Here is a 20,842-nt window from a genome sequence, read left to right as displayed (position 1 = left end):
TGACGCTGATCGGGGAAGGCGCGGAGGTCTCAGCGGTCTCCGCCCGTCGAGCATACCGTGGCGTGCCCGCGTGGCACGGTCACCCGAGGTCGTGGCACGCTGGGGGCGTGAAGAACACATCCGGAATCAGCACCGAGGAGTTCGACCGACTGGACGGGCTCGTCCAGGAGTGGTTGCCCCTTCCCGACGTCGCCGAGCGTCTGGGCGTCGTGGTCACCCGCGTCCACGGCCTCGTCGACGAGGGCGCCCTCCTCGCGGTGCGCAGCCCCCACGACAACGTCCGCCGCGTGCCCGCCGCGTTCCTGCTCGGCCACACCGTGCTCGACTCGCTGAAGGGCACGGTGGCGGTGCTGCGGGACTCGGGCTTCTCGGACGTGGAGGCGATCACGTGGCTGTTCACGGCGGACGAGTCCCTGCCGGGCCGGCCGGTGGACGCGCTGCGGGACGGGCGGAAGACGGAGATCCGGCGACGGGCGCAGGCGCTGGCCTGGTGACCGGCCGCTGAGCACCGGTGGCGCGCCCGGGTGCGCCACCGGTGCTCAGGAGGAGCGCCGGACCGCCGCCGCGGCGAGCGCCCGCAGTGCGGCCATCGGCACGGGTTCGGCCGCGACCCGCTCGAGGGCCGCGAAGGCCTCCCGGCTGAGGGAGTCGATGAGCTCCTCGGTGGAGCGCAGGGCGCCGCAGTCCGTGATGATCTCGCGGAGCCCGGCCACCTCGTCCTCGTCGAGGTCGGGCCGGCCCAGGGCCGCCTCGAGCCGGGCGGCGTCGTCCGCCCCGGCCAGCCGGTGCACGAAGCCGACGAGCACCGTGCGCTTGCCCTCGCGCAGGTCGTCACCCGCCGGCTTGCCCGTCGTGGCGGGGTCGCCGAAGACCCCCAGGACGTCGTCGCGCAGCTGGAAGGCCTCGCCGAGGGGGAGCGCGAACGCGGAGCACCGCTCGAGGTCGCGATCGGCCGCGCCGGCCAATGCGGCGCCGAGCACCACGGGGTGCTCCACGGAGTACTTGGCCGACTTGTACCGGATCACGTCCAGGGCGCGCCGGACGGCGCCCTCCCGGTCCCGGCCCGCCCCGGCCACCTCGCCGTGCACGTCCAGGTACTGCCCGACCATGACCTCGGAGCGCATGAGGTCGAACACCGTCCGGGCGCGTTCGGCCCCGGGCGCCGCCGAGGCGGCCCGGGCGAACAGCGCCTCGCTCCAGGACAGGCACAGGTCGCCCGAGAGGATCGCTGAGGCCACGCCGAAGGCCGGTCCGTCGAGGCTCCAGCCCCGGGCGGCGTGCAGGTGCTCGAAGCGGCGGTGGACGCTGGGGGCGCCCCGGCGGGTGTCGGAGCGGTCGATGACGTCGTCGTGGATCAGCGCTGCCGACTGGAAGAGCTCGAGAGCCGCTCCCGCCCGGACCGCCGTCGGATCCTCGGGGTCGCCTCCGGCGGCGCGCCAGCCCCAGTAGCACAGCCGCGCGCGCATTCGCTTGCCGCCCGCGGAGAGCTCGGCCACGGCGTCGAGCAGGGGAAGGGTGTCCGCCGAGATGCCGGAGAGGAGCTCCCGCTGACCATCGAAGAAGACCTCCAGCTCGGCGTGCAGCCGGCGGACGAAGAGCTCGTCCTCGGCGCGGAAGGCGTCCTCGGGGGCCGAGCTCGGCGCGGTGCCGGCGGGCGCCCCGGGGCGGTGCGGTGGCGGTGCGGGGGTCATGGGCGGACGACCTCGGTCTCGAAGGCGGTGGCGGGTGGACCTGGCCGGCCCCGCCGTCTCGGCTCCACCCTACCCAAGGGGGCGGGTGCGATCGGGGCCCGGTCGGGGCCCTCCGAGGACGTCGGGGGTGGCGGCTATGCTGTGCCGGTGCAGGAGGAGGACGTGGTGACGGAGGCACGGTGACGGAGACGTCGAGTGAGCGGATGGCGCGCTGGCGGGCCTGCGCCGTCATGCACGTGGACATGGACATGTTCTACGTGGGAGTCGAGCTGCTGGCCTCCCCGCACCTGCGCGGGCGGCCGGTCGTCGTCGCGGCCGCCGGCAACCGCTCGGTCGTCCTCTCCGCCTCCTACGAGGCCCGAGCCTACGGCGTCCGGTCGGGCATGCCCCTGGCCCGTGCACGGGCCATGTGCCCGAGGGCCGTCCTCCTCGAGCCCCACCGCGGTGCCTACGACGCCTACTCCCGCCGGGTCATGGAGATGTTCTGGGAGATCACGGACCGGGTGGAGCAGATCAGTGTGGACGAGGCCTTCCTCGACGTCGGGGGAGCGGTCCGCCGGCTCGGCCCCCCGGTGCGCATCGCCCGCCGGCTGCGCGCCCGGGTGCAGGGAGAGCTCGGCCTGACCGCCTCCGTGGGGATCGGGGTCAACAAGACCGTCGCGAAGATCGCCTCCACGCGGTCGAAGCCCGACGGACTGCTGCTCGTCCAGCCGGAGGACACCGTCGCCTTCCTCGCGGAGCTGCCGGTCTCGGCCCTCTGGGGCGTGGGCGCCCGGACGGCCGAGGCCCTCGTCGGTGCCGGACTGCGCACGGTCGGGGACCTCGCCGCCGCGCCGCTGCCGCAGCTCACCCGCCTGGTCGGACAGGCCGCCGGCCTGCACCTCCACGAGCTGGCCCACGGCCGCGATCCGCGGCCGGTGGTTCCGGTTCGGGAGGAGAAGAGCGTGGGCGCCGAGGAGACGTTCCCCGAGGACGTGACGGACGGGCAGGTGCTCCACGACACGCTGCTGCGGCTGAGCCACCGGACCGCGTCCCGGCTGCGGCGCCAGGGACTGCGTTCGCGGCGCGTGGGGCTCAAGCTGCGCTACGCCGACTTCACGACCATCTCGCGCTCGCGGACCCTCGCCCACCCGTTCACGTCGGCCCACGACCTGCTCGAGCACGGAGCCGGTCTGCTCGCGGAGATCGGCGACCGGCCCCAGGCCGTGCGGCTGATCGGGATCAGGGCGGAGCGCCTGGAGCACGCCACGGACGCCCTCCAGCTCAGTCTCGACGGTCGCGAGGAGGAGTGGAGCGCGGCCGAGGAAGCCATGGACCGGGTGCACGCACGATTCGGCGCCGACCGCCTCGGCCCGGCGCGCCTGCTCCCCTCCGCACCACGGGATCGGGCAGGGAATTCCGAGCCTGTTGACAGCCGTGTGCGCGGTGCCAAACCCCCACCCGACGGGCTATCCTGGTAGCAGGCGGCGCCGGAACAGCCGGGGACCCCGCACCCGAAGGATGAGGAGGCATACCGTGCCACTGTCCGAGCACGAGCAACAGCTCCTGGCCCAGCTGGAGAAGCAGCTCAACGCGGACGACCCGAGGTTCGTGACGAGCATGGGGTCACGTGCCGTCCGGGGAGCCTCCACCCGCAACATCGTCCTGGGAATCGTGATCGCCGTGGTCGGCCTGCTCGTCCTGCTCGCCGGGATCATGGCCAAACTGACCCTCATCGGTGTCCTGGGCTTCCTCGTCATGGGGGCGGGCGTCTACGTCGCGACGCTGCGCTCCGGCAAACCGGGCTCCGGAGGGGGACCCGGCAAGGGGGGAGGGCCCCGACGGTCCTCGCCGTTCCTGCAGAATCTCGAGCAACGCTGGGACCAGCGCAACTCCGGTGGGCAGGGCGGTCAGCCCTAGCCGGCCGCTCCGCACCGCACGCCTCGACAGGACCACCACCGCGCGCCCTCCGACAGCACAGCATTCGACCAGCTCCCCGGCCTACCGCCGGGGAGCTTCTTCGTGCTCGAGATGCGGCGGGCCGCTCCACTGCCCTCCCCGGGCGGCGGGCCGGGCCGCTCCACCGCCCTCCCCGGGCGGCGGGCCGGGCCGCTCCACTGCCCTCCCCGGCAGCGGGCGCGGGGCCTCCACTCCGCTCCCCGGGCCGTCCGTTCCCCGTCCGGAGCGGCCTGCGGCAGGCCGCCCCCGGTCCTCCGCGGCCCTCCGCCACGCGCGGGCCATGACCCGCCCCACGCCCCGCTCCACGGCGCTCCTCTCCACCCCACCGGTTCGCCCCCGCCCCTGACCAGCGCGGATGCCGTCGCGGGGCGTGCCGCGGCGCGCCACGCCGGGGCGGCCCGGCCCCGGTTTCGTTGACCGGGGAGTGAAGTGGAGTAAAGTGGGGCGCGGAGATGGATCTGGGAGAACTCTCGGGCTGGAGAGGCGGTGAGCATGTTTCTCGGAACGTACTCACCCCGTCTCGACGAGAAGGGCCGCTTGATCCTGCCGGCGAAGTACCGGGAGGAGCTCGCTGACGGACTCGTCCTGACGCGAGGCCAGGAGCGGTGCCTCTACGTCTTCAGCATCGGTGAGTTCGAGCGGGTCCACGAGCAGCTCCGGGCCGCTCCGCTGGCCTCGAAGCAGGCACGGGACTACATCCGTGTCTTTCTCTCGGGCGCCTCGGACGAGGTTCCGGACAAGCAGGGCCGCGTCACCATACCGCCTCCGTTGCGGGAGTACGCCGGGCTGGACCGCGAGCTGGCGGTCATCGGCGCGGGCTCTCGGGCGGAGATCTGGGACGCGCAGTCCTGGAACGACTACCTGAGCGAGAAGGAGGCCGCCTTCTCCGAGACCGAGGAAGAAGTGGTGCCCGGGCTCTTCTGACCGAGAGCCGCGAACCAGACCGCGGAGCGTGCGAGGCGCTTCCCGGATGAGATCTCCAGCCGCACAGCCGTCACCGTCCTGGCTCAACTTCCCCTGAGCCAGGCCGGATTCGAGAGGCGGTCAGCGGATGGGGTTCTGATCCTGCAAGGCCCGTCAGTCCACCCGGGCGTCGCCACGGCGCCGGCCACCCCACCGATCCCCCCGACCGCCGAAGAGAGGGCCCATGGCGCAACGCCCAGCCGAGCAGCTCCACGTCCCCGTGCTGCTCGAGCGCTGCCTCGAACTCATGGCACCGGCGCTCGCCGAGGACGGAGCCGTGGCGGTGGACGCGACGCTGGGCATGGGCGGGCACTCCGAGGCGCTGTTGCGCCGGTTCCCCCGGCTGCAGCTGGTGGCGGTGGACCGGGATCCCCAGGCGCACGCACTGGCCGGGGCCAGGCTCGCCCGGTTCGCCGGCCGGTTCCACCCCGTCCACACCACCTACGACCGGATCCCCGAGGCGCTCGCGGAGCTGGGTTTCGGCGACGCCGACGCGGTGCTCTTCGACCTGGGCGTCTCGTCCCTCCAGCTGGACCAGCGGGAGCGCGGCTTCGCCTACTCCTACGACGCCCCGCTCGACATGCGCATGGACTCCACGGCCCCACGCACCGCCGAGGACGTGGTCAACGGCTACAGCGAGGCCGAGCTGCGCCGGATCCTGCGCGACTGGGGCGAGGAGCGGTTCGCGGCCCGGATCGCCCGTGCCGTCGTCGAGCGCCGCGCGCAGGCCCCGCTGCGTACCACGGGGGAACTCGTGGAGGTCGTCCGCGCGGCCGTCCCGCAGGGCGCGCAGCACCGGAAGGGCCACCCCGCGAAGCAGACCTTCCAGGCGCTGCGCATCGAGGTGAACGAGGAGCTCGACGTCCTGCGCCGGGCGATCCCCGCCGCCCTGGACTCCGTCCGCGTCGGCGGACGCGTCGTGGCCATGAGCTACCACTCGCTCGAGGACCGCATCGTCAAACAGGCCTTCGCCCGGGGTGCGACCTCCACGGCGCCGAAGGGCTTCCCGGTGGAGCTCGAGGAGCACAAGCCCACCCTGCGCATCCTCACCCGCGGGACCGAGACCCCCACGCCCCGCGAGATCGACGAGAACCCCCGAGCCGCGTCCGCACGTCTGCGCGCGGTCGAGCGCATCCGGCCGGCGATCCGGCACACAGCACCGAACACGACGAGGTACGAGGCATGAGCGCAACCGGACTCCAGCGACGACCGGCGCGTCCGGCGGCGTCCCGCACCGGCATCGGGGCCTGGGCGGCCCGGCGCGCTCAGCGCCCTCCGGTCGAGGGCAGCTCCGCCCGGCAGCTCGAGGTCCCCGCGTCCCGTCCGGCCGAGGCGCCCGGCGCGGGACGGGCGCCCCTGTCGGTCGTGCCGAACCAGGCCCGGCGGCGGAGGCTCTCCACGGTGGTGCTCAGCCTGATCGCGCTCGTGGTCGCGCTGGCCTCCATCCTCGTGCTGAACATCCAGATCTCCGGCGGCCAGTACCGGCTCGTGGAGCTGCGGGCCCAGGAGCAGGCCCTGAGCCAGCAGAACGAGGCGCTCACCCAGGACCTGGAGTTCTACAACGCCCCGCAGAACCTCGCGGTGATGGCCTCGGACCTGGGCATGGTCCCCGCCCAGGACTCGGGCACGGTCGACCTGACGAAGGGTACGGTGGAGGGCGACCCCCAGCCGGCGCAGCCCCGGGAGAACCACGAGATCCTGGTCGACCACGCCCACCAGACCGGGTCCGAGGCCGCGGACCGCGCCGCGGAGCGGGAGCGGGAGAAGGCCGCGGAGGAGCGTGCGAAGGCCGAGGAGCGGCAACGACGGGCGGCGTCGGCCCCCGGGGTCGCGGACGGCGTCCTGCCGGCCCCGCCGCAGCGCACGCCCGGGGAGTGACCGGGGCGGCGGCCTCCTCGCGGAGGCGACGCACCTCCCCGGACCACCCCCACCCCTGACCAGGAACGAGGCAACCACGTGGCACGCGCACGTTCGACGACGCCGACCGGTGAGGATGCCCTGGGCACCCGCCGCAGCCGCATCGGCGTCGCCCTCGTCCTCGCCCTGCTGGTGGTCCTGGGACTGCGCCTGGTGTGGGTGCAGGGCTTCGACGCGGCCGGACGGGCCGAGGCCGCGGCTCAGGAGCGTTCCCGCACCGAGGTCGTCCCCGCCCTGCGCGGCGAGATCCGCGACACCGCGGGCAAGGTCCTGGCCCGGACCCTCCAGCGCTACGACGTGACCGTGGACCAGTCCCTGGTGCGGGAGTTCGAGCGGCCCCGGGCGGACGGGACCACGGAGACCGTGACCCCCACGGAGGCCGTGTACCGGCTCGCCGACGCCCTCGAGCTCGAGGACGCCGAGGTCAAGGAGTCGCTGGACGGCGACAAGCCCTTCGCCTACGTCGCGCGCGGCGTCACCCCGGAGCAGTGGAACACGGTGCGCGAGCTCGGCCTGCCCTACGTCTACGGTCAGCCCGCCTCCGACCGCATCTACCCCAACGGACCGGTGGGCGGCAGCGTCGTCGGCTTCATGGGCGGCGACGACGAGGCCCTGGGCGGCATCGAGCAGACCCAGGACGAGCTGCTGCGGGGCACGGACGGCAGCCGCACGTTCGAGATCAGCGCCGACGGCGTGCGGATCCCCGTGGCCCCGCAGGAGGAGAGCCCCGTGGTGGACGGGACCTCCGTGCAGCTGTCGATCGACAGCGACGTGCAGTTCATCGCCCAGCAGGCGGTCACCGAGCGGGCCGAGGAGCTCGACGCCGAGTGGGGCACCGCGGTGGTGATGCGGGTGGAGGACGGGGCCGTGCTGGCGCTGGCCGACTCCTCGACCGTGGACCCCAACGACATCGGCTCGGCGGAGCCCGCGGACCTCGGCGCCCGCGCGGTCACCCAGGCCGTGGAGCCCGGCTCCACCCAGAAGATCCTCACGGCCGCCGCGGCGGTGGAGGAGGGGATCGCCACCCCCCGGACGGAGGTCACCGTGCCGCCCTTCCTGGAGATCGACGGGCAGAAGATCACGGACGCCTTCGACCACGGCGAGCAGCGGCGCACGTTCGCCGGGATCATCGCCGACTCCATGAACACCGGCACCGTGCTGGTCGGCGGCAAGCTCTCCCCGGAGCAGCGGCACGAGTGGATGAAGCGGTTCGGGGTCGGCGAGCGCACGGGCGTCGAGCTGCCCGGCGAGTCGCCCGGGATCCTCACCAGCGCCGACCAGTGGGACGTGCGCCAGCAGTACACGGTGCTCTTCGGCCAGGGCGTGGCACAGACCCCGCTGCGCACGGCCACGATCTTCCAGGCCGTCGCCAACGGCGGGGTCCAGGTCGAGCCGCGCGTGGTGGAGTCCTACGTCGAGCCCGACGGCACCACCACGCCGGCCGAGCGGCCCGAGGGGGAGCGGATCGTCTCCGAGAAGACCGCCGAGCAGGTCCTCGACATGATGGAGGTGACCGTGACCCAGGGCGGCGCCAAGGACGCGGCCGTCGAGGGCTACCGCGTGGGCGGCAAGACCGGCACGGCCGAGGCTCCCAGCCCCAAGGGCGGCTACGACGGCTACACGACCTCCTTCGTGGGGGTCGCGCCGATCGAGGACCCCCAGTACCTCGTGGCCGTGACCCTCCAGCGGCCGAAGGGCGACGTGCGGACCATCGGCACGACGGCGACCTTCAGCAAGATCATGGGCCAGGTGCTGCGCCACTACGACGTCCCGCCCTCGACCACGGAGCCGGTCGAGATCCCCCTGCGCACCGACGACCCCGAGGGCACGGACGACCCGAGGACCGCGGAGGGCACGCAGGACGTCCCGGCTGTGGACGCCCCGCCGGAGGTCGAGGCCCCCGGAGCGGAGGAGGACGACTCCGCGCAGGAGGGCGCGGCCACGGCTGACGGGGAGGGACAGGAGGCCTCGGCGGCCCGGGAGGCGGTGGTCCCGTCCCGCCCGGCCGACGAGGGCGGCTAGACTTCCGTATCGCCGTCCCGGTCAGACCGGGACCGCCCCCCACCCGGCGGGCCCCCCCACCCGCCACCAGATCACGAAGGACGTTGATGGACGCGACAGCCCAGCAGGGACACGACGCGCAGACGATGCGCCCCGCCCGGCCCCGCCCGCTGAGCCTCGCGGAGACGGCCCGCCTCGCGCACGCACCGGCCCCCGCCCGTTCCGCCGACGTCACCGGCGTCTCCCTGGACTCCCGTCAGCTGCGGGCGGGCGACCTCTACGCGGCACTGCCCGGCGCCCGAGCCCACGGCGCCCAGTTCGCCGCCGACGCCGCCCGCGCCGGAGCGGTCGCCGTGCTCACGGACGCCCGGGGCGCAGAGCTCCTCGACCGGGCGGGCGTGGAGCTGCCCGTGGTCGTCTCCCCGGATCCCCGCCGGGCCGTCGGGGCCATCGCGGCCCGCGTCTACGACTCCCGCCCCGAGGACGGCACGGCGCCCACGCTGTTCGCCGTGACGGGCACGAACGGCAAGACGACGACGACGTACTTCACCAACTCGCTGCTGCGTGCCCTGGGCCACCGCACCGGCCTCATCGGGACGATCGAGATCCTCGCCGGCGAGGAGCCCATCCCCTCCCGGCTCACCACCCCGGAGGCTCCCCACGTGCACGCACTGCTCGCCCTCATGCGGGAGCGCGGCATCACGGCGGCCTCCATGGAGGTCTCCTCCCACGCCCTCCAGTTCCACCGCGTGGACGGCGTGCGCTTCGACGTGGCCGGATTCACCAACCTGACCCAGGACCATCTCGACCTGCACGGGAGCATGGAGGAGTACTTCGCGGTCAAGGCCCGGCTGTTCACCCGGGAGCGGACCCGGCGCGCCGTCGTCGTCGTCCAGGACGAGCACGACGTCTGGGCCGCGCGCATGGCCGCCCACGCCCGCGAGCAGCTCGGGGCCGAGGCCGTGGACACGGTCGCGCTGGACGGCACCGTGTCCGGAGAGCTCGCGGACTGGACCGTGACGGCCCCGGCCCGGCACGGCATCGGGCACTCCTTCGAGCTGCGGCACCGGGACGGCCGGACGCTGCGGGTCTCCACCGGCCTGCCCGGGGACTTCAACGTGGCCAACGCCGCACTGGCGGTGCTGATGGTCCTGGCCTCCGGGGCGGACCCGGCCGAGGTCCAGCGGGTCCTCGACGCGTCCGACCCGCTGACCACCGACGTGCCCGGGCGGATGCAGCTGATCGGCGCCGAGCCGATCGCCGTCGTGGACTTCGCGCACAACCCGGACGCCCTGCGCCGGGCGCTGGAGGCCGTCGACCCGCCGCGGGGACGGCTCGTCGTGGTCTTCGGCGCGACGGGCGAACGGGACCGGACGAAGCGCCCGATCATGGGCGAGGTCGCCGCGCGGCACGCCGACGTCGTCGTCGTGACCGACGACGACCCGCACGACGAGGACCCGGCGCGGATCCGCGACGAGGTCGCCGCGGGCGCCCGGGCGGCCCGCGCCGCCGGCGCCCGGGCGCGGGAGGTCGTGGTGGTCGAACCCCGCGCCGCGGCGATCCGCGCCGCCGTGGCCATGGCCGGTCCCTCGGACGCGGTGCTCGTGGCGGGCCGCGGGCACGAGACCGTCCAGGAGGTCCGGGGCGTGGACCACCCGCTGGACGACAGGGAAGAGCTGCGGGCCGCGCTGGCCGAGGCGCAGCAGGGCCGTTGGGAGGACCGATGATCGAAGTGACCGCCGCGCAGATCGCGCAGATCACGGGCGGGCGCGCCGTGGGCGAGGCCGGGGATGTCGTCGTCGGGCACGTCACAACCGACTCCCGCGAGGCCCGCCCCGGCACCCTGTTCGTGGCCAAGCCCGGGGAGGTCACCGACGGGCACGAGTTCGTGGGCGCGGCCTTCGCCGCGGGCGCGGCCCTGGCGCTCGTGGAGCGCGAGGTCACGGACGCCGCGGGCCTGCCGTACCCGGGGGTGCTCGTGCCCGACGTGGTCGAGGCCATGGGCCGGCTCGCGTCCTGGGTCGTGGCCCAGCTGCGCGCCGACCACGAGGTCAAGGTCATCGCCGTGACCGGGTCGGTGGGCAAGACCAGCACGAAGGACCTCCTGCGCGGGATCTTCGCCGCGGAGGGACCCACGGTCGCGCCCCGGGGGTCGTACAACGGGGAGGTCGGCGTGCCGCTGACCGTCTTCGAGGCCGAACCCGGGACCCGGTACCTGATCATCGAGATGGGGGCCACGCGGATCGGCAACATCGACTACCTCTGCCGCATGGTCCGCCCCGACGTGGGGGTCGTGCTGTGCGTGGGCTCAGCCCACGCCGGCGAGTTCGGCGGGGTCGCCAACATCGCGCGCGCCAAGGGGGAGCTCGTCGAGTCGCTCGGGGCCGACGGCGTCGCGGTGCTCAACGACGACGACGCCCTCGTCCGGCAGATGCACCGCCGCACCGGCGCGCCGGTCGTGTACTTCGGGGAGTCGCCGGCGAACGCGCTGCCCGACGTCCCGGCGGCCCGGGTCCACGCCTCGGACGTGCGGCTGGGCCCGGCCGGGAGCCCGGAGTTCACCCTGCACCTGCCGGACGGCTCGGTGCACCGGATCCGCTCGCGGCTCATCGGCGAGCACCACGTGACGAACCTGCTCGCCGCCGCGTCCGCCGCCTTCGTGGCCGGCGTCGCCCCCGAGCGCATCGCGGCCTCGCTCAACGCCCAGGGCGCCGTCAGCCGGTGGCGGATGGAGCGCACCGAGCGGGCCGACGGGGTGACCGTGATCAACGACGCGTACAACGCGAACCCGCAGTCGATGCGCGCCGCGCTGCAGACGCTGGCGCAACTGGGCCGCGGCGAGCCGGGCTCGGCACCACGCCGCACCTGGGCGGTGCTCGGCGGCATGCTCGAGCTCGGTGAGAGCTCCGTCGAGGAGCACGACGCCCTGGGACGCATGGTCGTGCGACTGAACATCTCCAAGCTGGTCGCGGTCGGCCAGACGGCCCGCCCCGTCTACGACGCCGCCCAGCTCGAGGGCTCGTGGGGCAACGAGGCGACCTGGGTCGCCGACGCCGAGGAGGCGGAGGAGGTCCTGCGCCACGAGCTGGCCCCGGGCGACATCGTCCTCTTCAAGTCCTCCAACGCCTCGGGCCTGCGGATCCTCGGCGACCGCGTCGCGGCGGACGCCCGCCCGGGCGCGCCCGGTCCCGCCCCGGGCAACGACGCCCCTGCCCGCGGCGACCACTGGCTCTCCGCGGGACCGTTCGTCAACGCGGAGCTCGACCCGAACGGGCGGCCGCCGGGGCCGGTCGCCGAGGGGAACGATCCGGCATGATCCAGATCCTCATGGCGGCCGGCCTGGCGCTCGTGCTCTCCCTGTTCGGGACGCCGGCCCTCATCAAGTTCCTCGCCCGTCGCGGCTACGGCCAGTTCATCCGTGACGACGGTCCCACCAGCCACCACACCAAGCGCGGCACGCCCACCATGGGAGGCGTCGCGATCCTCGGCTCCGTGGTCGTGGCCTACGGCCTCACGCACCTGGCCTCGGGGCTGCTGTGGCCCGCCTACGGCGGGATCACCCTCTCCGGGCTCGCCGCGCTGCTGCTGATGCTGGGCATGGGGCTCGTCGGGTTCGTCGACGACTACAAGAAGATCGCCAAGAAGCGGAACCTGGGGCTCAGCCCGGCCGGCAAGATCGTCCTGCAGGGGCTCATCGGGACCGCCTTCGCCCTGCTCGTCCTGCTCGTGCCGGACGAACGGGGCGTCACGCCCGCCTCCTCGGCGATCTCCGTCACCCGGGACACACCCCTGGACCTCGCGTTCGCGGGCCCGGTGGCCGGCGCCGTCCTCTTCGTGGTCTGGGTCAACCTCATCGCGACGGCCACGACCAACGCCGTGAACCTCACGGACGGCCTCGACGGGCTCGCCACCGGGGCCTCCATCCTCGTGTTCAGCGGGTACATGCTCGTCGCCATGTGGCAGAACACCCACCTGTGCGGCTCCGTGGACGCGGGCGTGTGCTACGAGGTGCGCGACGCCGCCGACCTGGCCCTGACCGCCGCGGCCCTCGTCGGCGCCCTCGTGGGCTTCCTGTGGTGGAACACCTCACCGGCGAAGATCTTCATGGGGGACACCGGGTCGCTGGGGCTCGGCGGGGCGCTGGCCGCCTTCGCGGTGCTCACGCGCACGGAGCTGCTGCTCGTGCTCATCGCCGGGCTGTTCGTGATCATCACGGTGTCCGTCATCCTGCAGGTCGGCTACTTCAAGCTCTCGGGGGGCAGGCGCATCTTCAAGATGGCTCCGCTGCAGCACCACTTCGAGCTCAAGGGCTGGAACGAGGTGACCATCGTGGTCCGGTTCTGGGTCGTCGCCGGGCTGTTCGTCGCGGCCGCGCTCGGGGTCTTCTACGGCGACTGGCTGCTCTCCCACGGAGGACTCGTCCAATGATCCACGCCGCCAACGAGAACCCCCTCCTGGACCGGCCCCGCCTGGCCGGCCTCACGAGCTGGGACGCCGACTGGGCCGGGCTGCGCGTCGTGGTGGCCGGTATCGGGGTCTCGGGCTTCGCCGCCGCCGACACCCTCATCGAGCTCGGGGCCCGCGTCGTCGTCGTGGACGGCACCGACACGGACGCGACGCGGGCCCGCGCGGACACCCTGCGGATCGTGGGCGCCGCCGGCGTCCTGCTGGGGCCGGCCGCCCAGGAGGCGGTGCCCGACGTCGAGGGGGCCCGCCCGGAGCTGGTCGTCACCTCCCCGGGGCTGCGCCCCGACCACCCCCTGCTGGCCGCCGCCGCGGCGGAGGGGATCCAGATCTGGGGCGACGTCGAGCTCGCCTGGCGGGTCCGGGAGCGGGCCGGGAAGAAGACCGCCGAGTGGGTGTGCATCACCGGCACCAACGGCAAGACCACCACGGTGGGGATGACCGCCTCGATCCTCCGGGCCGCGGGGCTCACCGCCGCCGCCGTCGGCAACGTGGGCACCCCTGTCCTCGACGCGCTGCGCGAGCCCGTGGAGTACGACGTCCTGGCCGTGGAGCTCTCCAGCTTCCAGCTGCACTGGACGCACTCCATGTCCCCGCTGGCCTCGGTCGTGCTCAACATCGCCGAGGACCACGTGGACTGGCACGGCGGCTACGAGAACTACGCGGCGGACAAGGCCCGGATCTACGAGAACACCCGGGTCGCGTGCGTGTTCAACGCCCAGCAGCCCGAGACCGTGCGGATGGTCGAGGAGGCCGACGTCCTGGAGGGCTGCCGCGCCGTGGGCTTCACCCTGGACACCCCGGACGTGAGCATGCTCGGCGTCGTCGAGGACCTCCTGGTGGACCGCGCGTTCCTGGCCGACCGCCGCGGCTCGGCCCTCGAGCTCGCCTCCGTCGCGGACACGGGACCGCTGCCCACACCCCACGGCGTGGCCAACGCCCTGGCCGCCGCGGCCCTGGCCCGGGCTGCCGGGGTGCCGCCGGAGGCCGTGCGGGACGGGCTGCGGGCCTGGGAGCCCGGCGACCACCGCCTCCAGGCCGTGGCCACGACGCACGGGGTGGTGTGGGTCAACGACTCCAAGGCCACCAACCCGCACGCCGCCGACGCCGCCCTCTCGGCCTTCGGCTCCGTGGTGTGGATCGCCGGTGGGCTGTCGAAGGGGGTCTCCTACGACCGGCTGGTCGCCCGGCACGCGGAGCGCCTGCGCGGGGTGGTGCTCATCGGCACGGACAACGCCGGCCTGCTCGCCGCCCTCGCCGAGCACGCCCCGGACGTCCCGGTGCTGCCGGCGGGTGAGGAGGGCAGCGCGGACGGGGACGCCGTGATGGCGCACGCCGTCCGCCTCGCCCACGGGGCGGCCCGGCGGGGCGACACCGTCCTCATGGCCCCCGCCGCGGCCTCCATGGACCAGTTCAGCTCCTACGCCCACCGGGGCGAGGCGTTCGTCCGGGAGGTCGTCGACCTGGTGGAGCGGCTGTCATGACGCAGGTGCAGGACCGGACGACGTCCCCGCGGGCCGGCGCCGCCTCGGCGCAGGGTGCCCGCCGCTTCTGGTGGGCGGTCGTCGACGGCCCGCTCATCCACTCCTACTACGCGCTGGCGGGCTCGGTGCTGCTGCTCACCGGCATCGGCATCATGATGGTGCTCTCCGCCTCCGCGGTGGAGTCCATCTCGTCGCAGGAGTCGGCCTACTCCTACTTCCTCAAGCAGGCGACCTACGGCGGACTGGGCGTCCTCCTGATGTTCGGGCTCTCCTTCGTGCCGACGTCCTGGTACCGGCGCGGCGCCACGACGCTGCTCCTGCTGGCCGTGTTCCTGCTCGGGCTGGTGTTCACGCCCCTGGGCAGCACCGTCAACGGCAACCGCAACTGGATCCTCGTGGGCGGGCAGACCTTCCAGCCCTCGGAGGCCGCGAAGCTGGCCGTGTGCCTGTGGCTGGCGATGGTGCTGGCCCGGCAGGGGGACGCCGTGCGCGAGTGGCGGCAGGCCCTGTGGCCCTCCGTGCTCGGCTTCGCCGTGCCCACCGGGATGGTCGCGCTGGGGGAGGACATGGGCACCGTCCTCGTCTTCGTCCTCGTCTACGCCGCCGCCCTCTTCTTCGCCGGCGCCCCGCTGCGGCTGTTCGCGGTCGCCGCCGTGGGCGCCGGCGTGCTCGGGACCCTCGCCGTGGTGACCGCACCCCACCGGGTGGACCGGATCACCGGGTGGCTCTTCGGGCAGTGCGGGGCCACCGACGCCTGCTACCAGGCCCAGCAGGGGCTCAACGCGCTCGCGTCCGGGGGGTGGTGGGGCGTGGGCCTGGGCCAGTCCCGGCTGAAGTACAACTACGTCCCCGAGGCGCACAACGACTACATCTTCTCGATCATCGGCGAGGAGCTCGGCCTCCTCGGCGCGGTGCTGATCCTCGCCCTGTTCGCGATCATGGCCCTGGCCATGGGCCGCGTCATCCTGCGCGCCCGCGGCCGCTTCGTGCGGATCGCCACGGCCTGCATCGTCAGCTGGCTCGTCGGGCAGGCGTTCATCAACATCGGCATGGTCACGGGGGTGCTGCCCGTCATCGGCATCCCCCTCCCGTTCATCAGCTACGGTGGGTCGTCGTTGCTGATGAGCCTGGCCGCCGTCGGTGTGGTGATGTCCTTCACCCGGCTGCCGCGCCGGATCCCGGTCCCCTCCCGCGAGGCAGGCTCCCGCACCCGGAACGAGGACTCCGCATGACACCGAACCACCCGTCCGACGAGCGCGCCGCGCCGTCGGTCCTCCTGGCCGGCGGCGGCACCGCCGGGCACGTGAGCCCCCTGCTGGCCGTCGCCGCCGCCCTGCGCGAGCAGGCGCCGGACGCCCGGCTCACGGCCGTCGGCACGGCCTCGGGCATGGAGACCCGGCTCGTGCCGGAGTCCGGGCTCGGCATCGAGCTCGAACTCGTCGACCGCGTACCCCTGCCCCGCAGGCCCTCCGTGGACCTGCTGCGGCTGCCCGCCCGGCTGGCCGCCGCCGTCCGGGGCGCCGGGGAGATCCTCGACCGGGTGCGCCCGGACGTCGTCGTGGGCGTCGGCGGATACGTGTGCACGCCGGTCTACCTGGCCGCCGCCCGCCGGCGGCTGCCCATCGTGGTGCACGAGGCCAACGCCCGTCCGGGCCTGGCCAACCGGGTCGGGGCGCGCTGGGCGCACACCGTGGCCACCGCGTTCCCCGGCACGCCGCTGCGCGGCGCCGTGACGGTGGGCATGCCCATGCGCCGGGAGATCACCGCGCTGGACCGGGAGGGGCTGCGCGCCGAGGCGCGCCGCTCCCTCGGGCTCGACCCGGAGCGGCCCACGGTCGTGGTCACCGGCGGGTCCTCGGGCGCCCTGGCCATGAACCGGACCGTGGCCGCCGTCGCGGACGAGGTCGCCGCGCACGGGTACCAGCTGCTGCACGTCACCGGGCGCGGGAAGCAGGTGGTGCGCGAGGACGGTTCCCCGCTGACGGCACCGGGCTACGTGCAGGTCGAGTACGTCGACGGCATGGAGCGCGTCTACGCGGCGGCGGACCTGCTGGTGGCGCGGGCCGGCGCCGCCACCGTCTCCGAGGTGGCCGCCGTCGGGCTGCCCGCGGTGTTCGTCCCCCTGCCCGTCGGCAACGGCGAGCAGGCGCTCAACGCCTCGTCCCTCGTCGCCGCCGGTGCGGCGCAGCTCGTGCCCGACGCCGAGTTCACGCCCGGCTGGTTCCGCGAGCACGTCCACCCGCTGCTGTCCGACCCGCGACGGCTGGCCGCCATGGCCGCCGCCGGCAGGGACCACGGCGTGCGGGACGCCGACACCGTGCTGGCACGGCTGATCCTGCAGGAGGTCCCCGATGAGCGCTGAGCGCGCGCTGACGCCCGAGCAGCTCGGGCGGGTGCACTTCATCGGCGTCGGCGGGGCGGGGATGTCCGCGGTCGCCAAGCTCATGCTCGCCCGCGGTGTGCCCGTGAGCGGCTCCGACCGTCAGGACTCGCCGGTCCTGCGGCAGCTCGAGGACCTGGGCGCCACGGTCTCCGTGGGCCAGCGCGCGGAGAACGTCGCCGGCGCGGGGACGGTGGTCGTCTCCACCGCGATCCCGCCGGAGGACCCCGAGTACGCGGCGGCCCGGGCGGCCGGCCTGCGGGTGCTGCACCGCTCGGACGGTCTGGCCGCCGCCATGCACGGGCGCGAGGTCGTGGCCGTGGCGGGAACGCACGGCAAGACCACCACCAGCGCCATGGCCGCGCTCGCCCTGCACGCCGCCGGACGGGACCCCTCGTGGGCGATCGGCGCCCACGTGCCGGACCTCGGCGCCAACGCGGCGCTCGGCGGCGGGGACTGGTTCGTGGCCGAGGCCGACGAGTCCGACGGCTCGTTCCTGAAGTACGGGCCGCGCATCGCCGTGGTGACGAACATCGAGCCCGACCACCTCGACTTCTACCCGACCCGCGAGGCGTTCTTCCGGGCCTTCGACGACTTCGCGGCGACCGTGCCCGAGGGAGGGCTGCTCGTCGCGTGCCAGGACGACGCCGGCTCCCGCGCGCTGGCCCAGCGGCACCGGGAGTCCCGGATCCGGGTCGTGACCTACGGCGTGGACGACGGCGCCGACGTCCGGGTGGTCCCGGGGGAGGCCGACGGGCTGCGCACGCGCAGCACCCTCCTGCTCGGCGAGGGCGCCGACCGCCGTGAGGTGCAGCTCGAGCTCGCCGTGCCCGGGCGGCACAACGTGCTCAACGCCGCCGCCGCGTTCTGCGTGGCCGTCGAGGCGGGGGTCACTCCCGCGGACGCCGCGCGGGGCCTGGCGGGCTTCCACGGCTCGGCGCGCCGCTTCGACCCGCGCGGCGAGGCGCGCGGCGTCCGGGTCTTCGACGACTACGCCCACCACCCCACGGAGGTCGTCGCCGCCCTCACCGCCGCCCGGGAGGTCGCGGGGGGCCACCGGGTGATCGCCGTGTTCCAGCCCCACCTCTACTCCCGGACCCGGGAGTTCGCCGCCGAGTTCGCCGAGGCCCTCGCCCTTGCCGACGAGAGCCTCGTCCTCGACGTCTTCGGGGCCCGCGAGCAGCCCGTCGAGGGGGTCACGAGCGAGATCATCACCGACCGTGCCCCCGCCCACGTCCGCTACGTCCCGCGGGCCGAGGCCGCGGTGGCCGAGGCCGCGGCCGCGGCCCGCCCGGGGGACCTCGTGCTGACCGTGGGTGCCGGCGACGTCACCCGGCTCGGCCCCCTCCTGGTCGAGCGCCTCGGGGCCCGTCCGTGACCCGTCACGGCCGGCCGCACCAGCCCGGACCCCCGCAGGATCCGGGGGAGGCCGCTGTCGCGGTGCCGGCCGAGGACCAGGAGGCGGCGCCGCCCGCGGGGGCCGTCGACCCCGACGTGCGGGAGCCCGGCGGCGGGAGGTCAGCGGCCGGCCGGATCCGCGTCAACGACGGGTCGAAGGTCTCGCCCCTGACCGACGAGGACGACCTGGAGGAGGTGCCGTCGGCCGGCGGGAGGTTCAGCGCCTGGCGCCGGCACCGGCAGGAGCGTTCGGCCGCCCGCGTGCTCACCGCCTCCCGGCTGCCCGCGGACCACGATCCGGTGCCGGCCGCCGATGAGCCCGTGCGCCACGGGTCCACGGCCGTCGGAGCCGCCGACGGGGCCACGGTCGTCGTCTTCCCGGGCTCGCCCGCGGGCCGCCGCCGGCGCCGCCGGCTGTGGGCCGGGCTGGGCGTCCTCGCGGCCCTCGCCGGGCTCGCGGCCGTCCTCTTCCTCTCCCCGCTGCTGGCCGTCCGGGAGGTCGCGGTGCGCGGGGCGCAGCTGACCGATCCCGCGCGCGTCGAGCAGGCCCTCGAGTCCTACGAGGGGGTTCCGCTCACCCGCATCTCCAAGGCGGAGGTGCGCGAGCGCGTCGGCCGGATCCCGCAGGTGCGCTCCATCGAGGTGCTGCTCGAGCCGCCGCACCTGCTCGTGGTCGAGCTGCACGAGCGGGTTCCGGTGGCCGCCGTCGAGGACGGGGGCGAGCACGTGGTCGTCGACTCGGAGGGCGTCCGGCTCCGGACCGCGTCCTCCCCGGAGGACGCGGGCGTCCCGGTGGTCACCGGTGGACCCGAGGTGCTCGAGGGGGAACGGTTCGAGGCCATCGCGGCCGTTCTCGCGGCGCTGCCGGAGTCGGTCCTGGCGCAGCTGCGCACGGCCTCGGCCGAGTCGCTGTCCTCCGTGGAGCTCGAGTTCGCCGACGGGCGGCGGGTCGTGTGGGGCACGGCCGAGGACAGCGAGCTCAAGGCCCAGGTGCTGCGCCGGCTGGTGGAGGCCCGCGGCGCCGACAGCGGCATCGCGACGTACGACGTCTCCAGCCCCACGCGGCCCGTGGTGCGCTGACCGGGGAGTTCGACCCTGACCCTCCACCTGAGGTGGAGAGTTGAACGCCGGCACGGTGGCGTCCGGGGTTTTGGCGAAAAGTGTCGGTCGCGGTATGGCGTGTCGTGCAGGGGGCCCGCGCGGTTGTTACGCTTGACCTCGACATTGACCCTTCCCGGGGACGCGGCCGACGGCCTGACGTTCTACCTTCGATGCAAGGTTGAGCATCGTCTTGCGCACCCGGGCCCGCACCGTCTCAAGTTAGGTACCCATGGACTCCTCAACCCCCCAGAACTACTTGGCCGTCATCAAGGTCGTCGGAATCGGCGGCGGCGGTGTCAACGCCGTGAACCGGATGATCGAGGAGGGGCTGCGCGGCGTCGAGTTCATCGCGATCAACACGGACGCCCAGGCCCTGCTGATGAGCGACGCCGACGTGAAGCTCGACGTCGGCCGGGAGCTCACCCGTGGCCTGGGGGCCGGCGCCAACCCCGACGTGGGGCGCCAGGCCGTCGAGGACCACCACGAGGAGATCGAGGAGGTCATCAAGGGCGCCGACATGGTCTTCGTGACCGCCGGCGAGGGCGGCGGCACCGGCACGGGCGGCGCCCCGGTGGTCGCCCGCATCGCCCGCTCCCTGGGCGCCCTCACCATCGGCGTGGTCACCCGCCCGTTCACCTTCGAGGGCCGGCGCCGGTCCAACCAGGCGGAGAACGGCATCGAGACCCTGCGCGACGAGGTCGACACGCTCATCGTCATCCCCAACGACCGTCTCCTGTCGATCTCCGACCGCAACGTCTCGATGCTCGACGCGTTCAAGTCCGCCGACCAGGTGCTCCTCTCCGGCGTCCAGGGCATCACCGACCTCATCACGACCCCGGGTCTGATCAACCTGGACTTCGCGGACGTGAAGTCGGTGATGCAGGGTGCCGGGTCCGCGCTCATGGGCATCGGTGCCGCGCAGGGCGAGGACCGCGCCGTGAAGGCCGCGGAGCTCGCGATCGCCTCGCCGCTGCTGGAGGCGTCCATCGACGGCGCCCACGGCGTGCTGCTGTCCATCCAGGGCGGCTCGGACCTCGGGCTGTTCGAGATCAACGAGGCGGCCCGCCTGGTCCAGGAGGTGGCCCACCCCGAGGCGAACATCATCTTCGGCGCGGTGATCGACGACGCCCTGGGCGACCAGGCACGCGTCACGGTCATCGCCGCGGGCTTCGACTCGGTGAGCCCGGAGACCAACGCCAACAACACCAACGCCGCCGCCCAGCAGGCCGCCACCACGCGCGCCGCCTTCGGCTCGGGTGCCGCCCAGCCCGCCGGGCTCGCCCGGTCCCCGCAGCGCGGAGGTGCCGCGTCCTTCGGGCAGCCCGCGTCCTCGCAGCGGTGGTCGCAGCCGGCCCCGCACGACGACGTCCCCGACGACGCCGGCTTCGACGTCGACCTCCCCGCCGAGGCGGAGGCCGCAACGGGAGCGGGAGCCGCGCGCAAGGACTCCCTGGACTTCCCCGACTTCCTGAAGTGAGCCGGGTCCGGGGGTGGGCGCGCCCGGT

The 20,842-nt window shown here is 74.3% G+C and carries 17 protein-coding genes; 16 read left to right on the top strand and 1 reads right to left on the bottom strand.

Features of this window, described 5'->3' with window-relative positions; genetic code table 11:
• Positions 1 to 107 precede the first annotated feature (107 nt).
• The gene (locus ACH9EU_RS11965) at positions 108 to 494 is read left to right on the top strand and encodes an Rv2175c family DNA-binding protein (RefSeq protein WP_396414065.1); all 387 of its coding nucleotides are present in this window, start codon (positions 108 to 110) and stop codon (positions 492 to 494) included.
• Between the two features lie 45 nt (positions 495 to 539).
• On the opposite strand, the gene ACH9EU_RS11960 is transcribed toward ACH9EU_RS11965, so the two are convergent.
• On the bottom strand, positions 540 to 1,691 hold the full coding sequence (locus ACH9EU_RS11960) for a polyprenyl synthetase family protein (protein ID WP_396414066.1): 1,152 nt from the start codon (positions 1,689 to 1,691) through the stop codon (positions 540 to 542).
• Positions 1,692 to 1,894: 203 nt separating this feature from the next.
• Here ACH9EU_RS11960 and dinB point away from each other — a divergent pair, with 203 nt between their 5' ends.
• From dinB to ftsZ, 15 genes are all read left to right on the top strand, one after another.
• A complete protein-coding gene (dinB, locus tag ACH9EU_RS11955) occupies positions 1,895 to 3,151 on the top strand; it encodes a DNA polymerase IV (RefSeq protein WP_396414073.1) in 1,257 nt (418 codons plus the stop codon).
• Between the two features lie 55 nt (positions 3,152 to 3,206).
• Positions 3,207 to 3,590, top strand: a complete 384-nt coding sequence (locus tag ACH9EU_RS11950) for a DUF3040 domain-containing protein (protein ID WP_396414067.1) — start codon at positions 3,207 to 3,209, stop codon at positions 3,588 to 3,590.
• A 531-nt stretch (positions 3,591 to 4,121) separates the two neighbouring features.
• The gene (gene mraZ, locus ACH9EU_RS11945; RefSeq protein ID WP_396414068.1) at positions 4,122 to 4,553 is read left to right on the top strand and encodes a division/cell wall cluster transcriptional repressor MraZ; all 432 of its coding nucleotides are present in this window, start codon (positions 4,122 to 4,124) and stop codon (positions 4,551 to 4,553) included.
• Between the two features lie 223 nt (positions 4,554 to 4,776).
• Complete coding sequence (gene rsmH, locus ACH9EU_RS11940; protein ID WP_396414069.1) at positions 4,777 to 5,778, top strand: 16S rRNA (cytosine(1402)-N(4))-methyltransferase RsmH; 1,002 nt, start codon at positions 4,777 to 4,779, stop codon at positions 5,776 to 5,778.
• Entirely contained in the window at positions 5,775 to 6,470 is a 696-nt protein-coding gene (locus ACH9EU_RS11935) for a hypothetical protein (RefSeq protein ID WP_396414070.1), read from the top strand. Before rsmH ends, ACH9EU_RS11935 begins: the two co-directional genes overlap by 4 nt.
• Before the next feature lie 78 nt (positions 6,471 to 6,548).
• Complete coding sequence (locus tag ACH9EU_RS11930) at positions 6,549 to 8,531, top strand: penicillin-binding transpeptidase domain-containing protein (protein ID WP_396414071.1); 1,983 nt, start codon at positions 6,549 to 6,551, stop codon at positions 8,529 to 8,531.
• A gap of 86 nt (positions 8,532 to 8,617) precedes the next feature.
• Positions 8,618 to 10,237, top strand: a complete 1,620-nt coding sequence (locus ACH9EU_RS11925; RefSeq protein ID WP_396414146.1) for a UDP-N-acetylmuramoyl-L-alanyl-D-glutamate--2,6-diaminopimelate ligase — start codon at positions 8,618 to 8,620, stop codon at positions 10,235 to 10,237.
• Positions 10,234 to 11,826, top strand: coding sequence for a UDP-N-acetylmuramoyl-tripeptide--D-alanyl-D-alanine ligase (locus ACH9EU_RS11920; RefSeq protein WP_396414145.1), 1,593 nt, complete (start codon positions 10,234 to 10,236; stop codon positions 11,824 to 11,826). Before ACH9EU_RS11925 ends, ACH9EU_RS11920 begins: the two co-directional genes overlap by 4 nt.
• Positions 11,823 to 12,938, top strand: a complete 1,116-nt coding sequence (gene mraY, locus ACH9EU_RS11915; RefSeq protein WP_396414144.1) for a phospho-N-acetylmuramoyl-pentapeptide-transferase — start codon at positions 11,823 to 11,825, stop codon at positions 12,936 to 12,938. Before ACH9EU_RS11920 ends, mraY begins: the two co-directional genes overlap by 4 nt.
• The gene (gene murD / locus ACH9EU_RS11910; RefSeq protein ID WP_396414143.1) at positions 12,935 to 14,458 is read left to right on the top strand and encodes a UDP-N-acetylmuramoyl-L-alanine--D-glutamate ligase; all 1,524 of its coding nucleotides are present in this window, start codon (positions 12,935 to 12,937) and stop codon (positions 14,456 to 14,458) included. Before mraY ends, murD begins: the two co-directional genes overlap by 4 nt.
• Entirely contained in the window at positions 14,455 to 15,690 is a 1,236-nt protein-coding gene (gene ftsW, locus ACH9EU_RS11905) for a putative lipid II flippase FtsW (RefSeq protein WP_396414142.1), read from the top strand. Before murD ends, ftsW begins: the two co-directional genes overlap by 4 nt.
• On the top strand, positions 15,687 to 16,820 hold the full coding sequence (gene murG / locus ACH9EU_RS11900; RefSeq protein WP_396414141.1) for an undecaprenyldiphospho-muramoylpentapeptide beta-N-acetylglucosaminyltransferase: 1,134 nt from the start codon (positions 15,687 to 15,689) through the stop codon (positions 16,818 to 16,820). Before ftsW ends, murG begins: the two co-directional genes overlap by 4 nt.
• On the top strand, positions 16,810 to 18,216 hold the full coding sequence (gene murC / locus ACH9EU_RS11895) for a UDP-N-acetylmuramate--L-alanine ligase (RefSeq protein WP_396414140.1): 1,407 nt from the start codon (positions 16,810 to 16,812) through the stop codon (positions 18,214 to 18,216). The genes murG and murC overlap by 11 nt, the downstream gene beginning before the upstream one ends.
• On the top strand, positions 18,213 to 19,316 hold the full coding sequence (locus ACH9EU_RS11890; protein WP_396414139.1) for a cell division protein FtsQ/DivIB: 1,104 nt from the start codon (positions 18,213 to 18,215) through the stop codon (positions 19,314 to 19,316). The genes murC and ACH9EU_RS11890 overlap by 4 nt, the downstream gene beginning before the upstream one ends.
• Before the next feature lie 250 nt (positions 19,317 to 19,566).
• Complete coding sequence (gene ftsZ, locus ACH9EU_RS11885; RefSeq protein ID WP_396414138.1) at positions 19,567 to 20,814, top strand: cell division protein FtsZ; 1,248 nt, start codon at positions 19,567 to 19,569, stop codon at positions 20,812 to 20,814.
• Positions 20,815 to 20,842 lie beyond the last annotated feature (28 nt).

It is taken from the genome of Kocuria rhizosphaerae (assembly GCF_044462265.1).
Taxonomy (GTDB): Bacteria; Actinomycetota; Actinomycetes; order Actinomycetales; family Micrococcaceae; genus Kocuria; species Kocuria rhizosphaerae.
The sequence above is the reverse complement of the archived record's forward strand: the minus strand, read 5'-3'. Positions and strand labels throughout refer to the sequence as shown.

Excerpts from the sequence above, each read along its gene's own strand:
- ACH9EU_RS11960 (WP_396414066.1), bottom strand. The coding sequence starts at position 1,691 with ATGACCCCCGCACCGCCACCGCACCGCCCCGGGGCGCCCGCCGGCACC.
- dinB (WP_396414073.1), top strand. The coding sequence starts at position 1,895 with ATGGCGCGCTGGCGGGCCTGCGCCGTCATGCACGTGGACATGGACATG.
- mraZ (WP_396414068.1), top strand. The coding sequence starts at position 4,122 with ATGTTTCTCGGAACGTACTCACCCCGTCTCGACGAGAAGGGCCGCTTG.
- rsmH (WP_396414069.1), top strand. The coding sequence starts at position 4,777 with ATGGCGCAACGCCCAGCCGAGCAGCTCCACGTCCCCGTGCTGCTCGAG.
- ACH9EU_RS11935 (WP_396414070.1), top strand. The coding sequence starts at position 5,775 with ATGAGCGCAACCGGACTCCAGCGACGACCGGCGCGTCCGGCGGCGTCC.
- ACH9EU_RS11925 (WP_396414146.1), top strand. The coding sequence starts at position 8,618 with ATGGACGCGACAGCCCAGCAGGGACACGACGCGCAGACGATGCGCCCC.
- ACH9EU_RS11920 (WP_396414145.1), top strand. The coding sequence starts at position 10,234 with ATGATCGAAGTGACCGCCGCGCAGATCGCGCAGATCACGGGCGGGCGC.
- mraY (WP_396414144.1), top strand. The coding sequence starts at position 11,823 with ATGATCCAGATCCTCATGGCGGCCGGCCTGGCGCTCGTGCTCTCCCTG.
- murD (WP_396414143.1), top strand. The coding sequence starts at position 12,935 with ATGATCCACGCCGCCAACGAGAACCCCCTCCTGGACCGGCCCCGCCTG.
- ftsW (WP_396414142.1), top strand. The coding sequence starts at position 14,455 with ATGACGCAGGTGCAGGACCGGACGACGTCCCCGCGGGCCGGCGCCGCC.
- murG (WP_396414141.1), top strand. The coding sequence starts at position 15,687 with ATGACACCGAACCACCCGTCCGACGAGCGCGCCGCGCCGTCGGTCCTC.
- murC (WP_396414140.1), top strand. The coding sequence starts at position 16,810 with ATGAGCGCTGAGCGCGCGCTGACGCCCGAGCAGCTCGGGCGGGTGCAC.
- ftsZ (WP_396414138.1), top strand. The coding sequence starts at position 19,567 with ATGGACTCCTCAACCCCCCAGAACTACTTGGCCGTCATCAAGGTCGTC.